This window comes from Streptomyces sp. NPDC093089, assembly GCF_044754405.1.
In the GTDB taxonomy this organism is placed as follows: Bacteria; Actinomycetota; Actinomycetes; order Streptomycetales; family Streptomycetaceae; genus Streptomyces.
Genome location: NZ_JBIVPA010000033.1, coordinates 1 through 6,751, shown reverse-complemented (window position 1 = coordinate 6,751; position 6,751 = coordinate 1). Strand labels below are relative to the sequence as shown.

General features: G+C 69.3%; 5 protein-coding genes and 2 pseudogenes. 2 read left to right on the top strand and 5 right to left on the bottom strand.

Annotation, left to right across the window (positions count from 1 at the left end; genetic code table 11):
- Positions 1-225 precede the first annotated feature (225 nt).
- On the top strand, positions 226-1,152 hold the full coding sequence (locus ACIQFX_RS39055) for a DUF2637 domain-containing protein (RefSeq protein ID WP_402473356.1): 927 nt from the start codon (positions 226-228) through the stop codon (positions 1,150-1,152).
- 206 nt (positions 1,153-1,358) lie between these two features.
- Here the strand turns inward: ACIQFX_RS39055 and ACIQFX_RS39050 are convergent, their stop codons facing one another.
- From ACIQFX_RS39050 to ACIQFX_RS39040, 3 genes and pseudogenes are all read right to left on the bottom strand, one after another.
- A complete protein-coding gene (locus ACIQFX_RS39050; protein ID WP_402473353.1) occupies positions 1,359-1,547 on the bottom strand; it encodes a hypothetical protein in 189 nt (62 codons plus the stop codon).
- A gap of 40 nt (positions 1,548-1,587) precedes the next feature.
- A pseudogene (locus ACIQFX_RS39045) lies at positions 1,588-1,710 on the bottom strand (IS5/IS1182 family transposase); the annotation flags it as partial.
- Between the two features lie 88 nt (positions 1,711-1,798).
- Positions 1,799-1,892: pseudogene (locus tag ACIQFX_RS39040) on the bottom strand (IS5/IS1182 family transposase); the annotation flags it as partial.
- Between the two features lie 379 nt (positions 1,893-2,271).
- Between ACIQFX_RS39040 and ACIQFX_RS39035 the strand changes: the two are divergent.
- A complete protein-coding gene (locus ACIQFX_RS39035) occupies positions 2,272-2,865 on the top strand; it encodes a transposase family protein (protein ID WP_402473351.1) in 594 nt (197 codons plus the stop codon).
- A gap of 1,236 nt (positions 2,866-4,101) precedes the next feature.
- On the opposite strand, the gene ACIQFX_RS39030 is transcribed toward ACIQFX_RS39035, so the two are convergent.
- Together ACIQFX_RS39030 and ACIQFX_RS39025 are read right to left on the bottom strand one after the other, a co-directional pair.
- Positions 4,102-4,968 (bottom strand): hypothetical protein, encoded by an 867-nt coding sequence (locus ACIQFX_RS39030; RefSeq protein WP_402473348.1) that lies wholly within the window; start codon positions 4,966-4,968, stop codon positions 4,102-4,104.
- 24 nt (positions 4,969-4,992) lie between these two features.
- Positions 4,993-6,183 (bottom strand): hypothetical protein, encoded by a 1,191-nt coding sequence (locus tag ACIQFX_RS39025; protein WP_402473345.1) that lies wholly within the window; start codon positions 6,181-6,183, stop codon positions 4,993-4,995.
- Between the last annotated feature and the right edge of the window lie 568 nt (positions 6,184-6,751).

The window sequence follows — 6,751 nt, the reverse complement described above, 5'->3', positions numbered from 1 at the left end:
AGTAGTCCTACGGCAGCGGGGCGGAGCCATATCGCGGCTCCGCCCCGCAAACCCCAGAGCAGACCCCGGCGGCTTTCCGGCCCCTTCAGGACACCGACCGACTCCGAGCGGCGCGGCATCCGACCTTCACCTGCCCAAAGATCTCCCACGGCGCGCATCGAGCTTTACCCACGAATCGCACGTGTCGGCAGGACACATCCGTCGATGACACGTGCAGGAGGCGAAATGGAACTACGCGAAGTATCACCGCTTTGGCTTGTGGCTATCACGGTGGCCCTGGCCGTCGCCACCCTCGCAGGGGTCGGCCTCGTCGTCCGGTACAAGCGCAACGCGACACCACCCCCCGCTGAGGACAGTTGGGAGCGCAGCGAAGAGCGCCGTCGGCGCAAGGAAGCCATGTACGGAGTGGCCTCCTACATTCTGCTGTTCTGCTGTGCTGCGGTGGCTGCCGCGCTTTCCTTCCATGGCCTCGTCGGCTTCGGCAGGGAGAACCTTCAACTCTCGGGGGGATGGGAGTATCTCGTCCCCTTCGGGCTCGACGGAGCTGCCATGTTCTGCTCCGTGCTAGCGGTCCGTGAGGCAAGCCATGGTGACGCGGCCTTCGGGTCACGCCTGCTGGTGTGGACCTTCGCGGGCGCTGCCGCCTGGTTCAACTGGGTACACGCGCCCAACGGACTGGGCCATCTCGGTGCCCCCCAGTTCTTCGCCGGTATGTCGCTGTCGGCCGCAGTCCTCTTCGATCGAGCACTGAAGCAAACCCGGCGAGCCGCACTGCGAGAACAAGGTCTGGTCCCCCGCCCTCTTCCCCAGATCCGTGCGGTGCGCTGGTTGCGCGCTCCCCGGGAGACTTTCCGAGCTTGGTCACTGATGCTGCTGGAGGGAGTGCGCACGCTGGACGAGGCCGTCGAAGAGGTGCGCGAGGAGCGACAGAGAACGGTGCGCGGCCGCGAGCTCAAACGTGAGAAGGACAAGCTGGAACGGCTCCGCATCAAGGAACTGCGACGACGACAGGGAAGGTTCGGCATCGGCATGGGACGGCAGGCACCGCAACCCACCCAAGCTTCCGACGGGGCGGCTTCGGACAGTCATGCTCGTACGCTTCCAGGTTCCGAGTACATCGCTCTTGAGACGTCATCTCAATTGGTTCGGTAGGCTGTGAGCCGGGGTGGAATCGTTGAACGGCTGGCGCCCGACGCACTGTGGGAGTCGTTCCAGCGACCGTGTCGGAGGCGCTATCGCGGCCTCAGTGCTGTGGCCGGTGCTGGCATGACGACCTTCTTGTAGCGGTTCCGCATGCGCTTCGTCAGGGACGCTGCCGCGTGGCGGCCTTGCGACACTCGCGGTGGTCACCATGACTGTCAGGAGAAGGCCGAGGCAGTCCACAACGATGTGGCGCTTGCGCCCGGGGCCTTCTTGCCTGCGTCGTATCCCGTGAAGAGGTCGTCACGGTCTGCGGCCCGCACCGACTGCGAGTCGACGGTGGCGGCAGTCTGTGCCGGCTCGTGGTCGGCGTGCTCGCGGACCAGGCCCCGGAACCGGTCGTGCATGTCGGGCCTCGCTCAGTGCTCCAGTGAGGTTTTTCCAGCCTCAGGTTGAGGCGAGTTGAAGGACGAGTACGGCTTGGACGATCGCGGTGATGCGGTTGGTGCTGCAGCGGAGCTTCCGGAGCAGGCGCCGGCCCTTGAGGACGGCCATGACCTGCTCGACGAGGATGGGGCCTTCCCTGCTTGAGTGAAGCCGAGAGCTCGGGGAAGTCTCTTGGCGTGGCTGCTGTTGTGGCGTCGCTTCCATCGCTTGGGCCGGCGGCCGCGGAACGGCACGCGGACGTGACGGCCGGCGCCCTGGCAGGCCTTGTCCGCCCGGCACACCAGCCCGGCATCGGCGAGCGCGTCGGGCAGGCGAGCACGCGAAGCTCCTGGCGCGGCACGGGTGATCTTGGTCGTGAACCCGTCCACCAGGAGTTTCTTCGCGTTGTACAGCAGCCCGCCTCGACGAAGCCGCCGTCAGATCGGAAAGGGTTCGCTGCGTTCCCAAGCCTTTCCCCGCGTTACTTCTTGGGCAGCGGCGACTGGCTGGCCAAGTGCGATCGGGAGTCCGCTCTCGGGCCGCCGCCGGTGGAGAAGGGTGCGGAAATCATTCTGCTCCTCCGGCGATTGTCAGCAGCCGTCGGATCACGGGCCTGTCGGCCGACGTGGGCCGTTCCATCATCACCTGCGTCATCGGCGAGGTGTGGCCGCTGCTCGCCGAGCGGGCTGCACTGTCAGTCCCGGCGTGCGGCTGCGGAGCCCGGCCGAGGTCGTCGAGTACCTCGGCGCGAGCGGGAAGACCGGCATCGTCGACGGCACGGAGGTCCGGGTCCGGCGGCCCGTTGCCGGACGCAAGGACCGGGGCAGGTTCATCTCCGGCAAGAACAAGCAGAATGCCGTCAAATCCATGGTGGTCACGGACGGCGAAGGCCGTGTGCTGTGGTGCAGCACGACCGAGCCCGGAAGCTGCGCGGACATCACACACGGCCGTCAGTCAGGGCTGGTCAAGCTCCTGGCTGACGGACCTGCGGTCGAGGTCCTTGTCGATGCCGACTACCAGGGCCTCGGTGCCCAGAGCGGCGGACGGGTGGTGACACCGCCGCACCGCAAGTTCAAGAAGGACGCCCCCGACCGGTACGAGGAGATGTACGGGCGGTGGCACACGGCGCACTCCTCGCGCCGCATCCGGGTCGAGCATGGCATCGTCCATCTGAAGAACTGGCGGGCCCTGGCCCGCCACCTCGGCCGCCGCGAGCACATGAGCGACACCGTTCAGGCCGTCGCCGGTCTGCTGTCCCACCAGCAGACCGCGGACCTGATCCCCGCACAGCAGAAGTGAAGACCGTCCCTGCCGGAATCCTCGACGTCTCACCGCCAACCATGCACGAGCTCGTAAGGCCGGCGTGCTGCGCTCATCAGGGGCCGTCAACTGCGAGGGCTGTGCCTGGCTGCCTGGGCCTGCTGCTGGTCGTGGCCGTGATCGTCGCGAATACCGGGGACCGCGAGGCGGCCGTCGGCCTCACCGGCCTCCAAGGCCACAGCCCCACGGGCCGCCTCCTCCCGCAGGGCCTTCCACCCGCTCGCGGGCAGACGCATCCCGTGCTTCCAGCAACCCTCGCATCGGCGCCATCGCGCACCCCTTGACGAACGAGTGGAAGCAGAACGCCGGCTGTTTCCCTCACCCCGACCGAAACCATGCCTGACCAGCAGAAAAAGCGATCATGTTCGGTTGAGATCGAGATGCGGCTTCATAGCCCAGATCCACAGCGCACCAGGTGGCCTCCCTCCAGCCCAACAACTCCAGATGCAGGCACCGCATCGCTAGCCCGCTGTCGATACCCAAGACCCACTTGCATGCTGAAGCATTGCGTGAGACGAACCATCGCGACGGTGCCCTGCGGAAAGTTCAGCGCCTCGGTCAAGCCACCCATCTGCCGAAGGAACGGATGACGCCCGACAGTGCAGCTCGGCCGGCAGGCCCTTCGCGTCCCATCGTCGCGCGAAGGTGCAGCCGCGGTCTCACACGGGGAAGGCGCCCGGCGTCGCTCGCCGCATGACGGCGCCCGCGACCAGGCAGCGCACAGCGTCCAGTATCTGCTGGTGGAAGTAGCCCTCCGGCTGCCCGCCCCGGCCCTCCAACCGGGGCCGATCGGCATTGCCTCCCGGACGACCGCCCACTCCGTGTCGCTCATGTCCGAGGGATCTCCGCCACGGCCCTGCGCACCTTCGACCAGGCAGCCGGCGCCCCGTACCGCGCTCCCCCCAGCAGTCCCGCACAGCTGAGTCTCTCCCCCCAACGACCGCGCCGTCACCGCGGCGGATCTGGGCTGCTCACCACGGGAACTCGGCCCGAGCATGCTTTGCCCGGCAGTCGTCCCCGGCTACGGCGTACACCAGCCCCCGCTCTGCTCCGACCACCGGGCCGGTGGACGCCGGATCTCATCGACACAAAGCCCGGTTTCACGCATCGCACACAGGTCGTCCATCCATGGCCGGTCCCGTGCCGGCGGAGAACCGGCGGCGGGGCGCCGATCCGGAAGAGACCGCCGACGCGTGGCCGACCGGCCCGGCTGGTTCAGTCGTGATGGGGCCGCCAGCGCTCCGACTCGCGTACGGCGCTCCGCGCGGCGAACACCGCCATCACCGCGGACAGCGCGACGAGCACGCCCGCCACCAGGGCGAGTGTCGAGTCCGGCAGCTCGCCCTTGCGGGGCGGTGCGGTCAGCGGCCGGGTGATCCACACGCCACCCGCCACGCCCATCGCGGCCGCCACGCACAGCGGGGCCATCAGTGTCCAGGCCGCGACGGCCGCGTAGACCCTTCTGCTGCCCGCGAGGACACTCACCGGGGCGATGGCGCGGGTGAACCGCATGACCTCGGCGAGGTTGTTGAGCGTGGCGGCGAGGGCGACGAGCAGCACGCCGAGGGGCCCGGCCAAGGGGATCCAGCGCAGCTGGTCCGAGAGCAGCTGGGTGCCGCCGGTCCACCTCTGGGCGAGCGGTTCCACGGTGACGGGCGGGCCGATCGTCGCGTAGGCGGTGCGCTTGAGGTCGTGGAGCTGCAGGTCCGTGCCGTCCGGATCGAAGACGACGAGCTGACCGCCTGCGACGACGGACGATCCGCGTTCGACGCCGATCCGGTCCACGCCGAGGTCGGACACCAGCCGGCGCAGTGCCGGGGCCCCCTCGGCCGGGTCCACGGTGTAGCCGGTCCCCACCCGTTCGGGGCAGGTGAGCCCCAGTGCCGAGAGTGCCGGGCACTCGCCGCGCACCATGACGTCCGCGCGTACCTCGCCGCTCGGCCCCGGACCCGTCTCTCCGTCCGTACCTTCACCGCTCATCGAGCCGCCGTAGGCGACTGCCCGGGCGTCACGGGGAAGGGTGCGCAGCCACGACTCGGTACGCGACGGCGGCGTCCCCTTGGGAACCTCGACCACCAGCATGCTCAAACCGAGCTGGGCGTTTGCCTAGCGGGCCTCGCGGATGTACGGAGCGACGACGCTCGGATAGACCTGCACCAGGCAGAGCAGGCCGACGGCCATCACGACCCCGGCCACGAGACGGGTGAGATATCCGGGCCGGCCCTGGATCCAGCGCCCTGCCAGGAGGGTGCCGGGCGCGCCGCGTCGTCGGCCGATCGCGGTCAAGGCCCGTCCGGCGGCCGAGATCAGGAGCGCGGCGACGGCGGGCAGGGTGGCGAGGGTGCCGATCGAGCCGGCCATGAGGACCACGGCCAGTTCCGGGGTGGCTCCCGAGTCGGTGGCCGCCGTCGGATACCAGCTGAGGATCAGAAGGAACAGCGGGCACAGGCACGCCATCACCTTCACCGCGCGGGAGCGGGGGCGCCCTTGTGGACGGGTGCCGCGGCTCGACACGGCGGGCGGGTGGAGCAGTACGACGGTGACGGCGACGAGCAGGGGCGCGGCGAGTACCGCGCCGGCCAGGACGGCGGCATGAGCGCGCAGGTCGGCGGCGCCGAGGAGGCAACCCGTCCACGGCACACGGATGTCGACGAAGAGCGCGGTCACGGCGAGGGGCGCGATCAGCCCGGTGCCGAGCAGGATCGGTCCCGCCGCCTCACCGACGCCGAGCAGCGACACCTGCCACCGTGAACCGCCGAGCGCGCCGATCAGCGCGACGCGCCGGTCTCGGCCGGCGGCACCCAGCCGGGCGGCCACCACGGTGAGCAGGCCGGCCGGGACGAGCAGCACGCCGATGACCAGGCTGAGGAAGACGGTCAGGGGTTTGACGGATGCCGCGTCGCCGAGCGCCCAGATGGACGACATCCCGAAGCCGTGAAGGGGACAGGCGTTGTCCCGCACGAACAGTCCTTGGGCGGGGCGGACGTAGGCGAGCCGTTCTCCGGGGTCGGCAAGCCCTTCGGGGCCGATCGCGCCGACGTGCCGTCCGTACCGGCTCTCGATCCCCTCGTCCCTGCCGTCCGCCAGGAGCGCGGGCGACAGCAGCGCCTCACCCGGTGCGGGCCAGCGCGGCACACCGGGGGGCAGCGGCGCATCGGCGACGAGCGGCTCGATGAAGATGACGGAGAACTGCCGGTCGTGCACATAGTCGCCGGTCTCCTTCCACAGCAGGGAAGGCGATGGCGTGCCGTTTCTCGCCGCGTGGAGCAGCGGGGGAGCGCGCGGCACCACGCGCATCACGGGCCTCGTAAAACGCAGAGCGCGCACATCGAGGGCAGGGGGTGGGTCGTTGATCACCGAATTGCCTTCTGCGGGTGGGCGGGCAGATCACCGAACGGTGGCGACCGTCGGCCGCCACCGTCGTGGGGTGTTGCAGGTACTTCCAGCCGGAGCAGGGGTCGAGCGCCGGCGGGACGGACCCGCAGATGCGCATCTTGTAGAGGCTGCTTCCGTACCCGGAGGTGGTCGGCGTGCCGGCACCCGTGTGGTTCCACCGGTTGCGCCGCAGCTCCCCTGGACGACCGGGGTGACTGAGTGAAGGAGTAGCCCGACACGTCTGCGCACTTGCGGTGTTCATCGAGTGGTGCGGATCGCCCGCGCGGATCCGGTCGATGGGGGTCAGGGTGCCGTCAACAATGACGTGGTCACCCTCACCGAGGCCAGTGAGGGTTCCATAAAGGCCCCGTCGGTCGCCGGTGTGCGGAGTGGAATCACCACGCCAACGACGAGGGGCCCTGTCTCGTCACCACAGCTGCGGACCAGCCGATTTCACTGCCCAGCACAGGATGAACGGGACTCAGTTACC

Bases quoted from the DNA above. Each gene is read 5' to 3' on its own strand.
- ACIQFX_RS39055 (WP_402473356.1), top strand. From the start codon at position 226: ATGGAACTACGCGAAGTATCACCGCTTTGGCTTGTGGCTATCACGGTG.
- ACIQFX_RS39050 (WP_402473353.1), bottom strand. From the start codon at position 1,547: ATGCACGACCGGTTCCGGGGCCTGGTCCGCGAGCACGCCGACCACGAG.
- ACIQFX_RS39030 (WP_402473348.1), bottom strand. From the start codon at position 4,968: ATGCTGGTGGTCGAGGTTCCCAAGGGGACGCCGCCGTCGCGTACCGAG.
- ACIQFX_RS39025 (WP_402473345.1), bottom strand. From the start codon at position 6,183: ATGCGCGTGGTGCCGCGCGCTCCCCCGCTGCTCCACGCGGCGAGAAAC.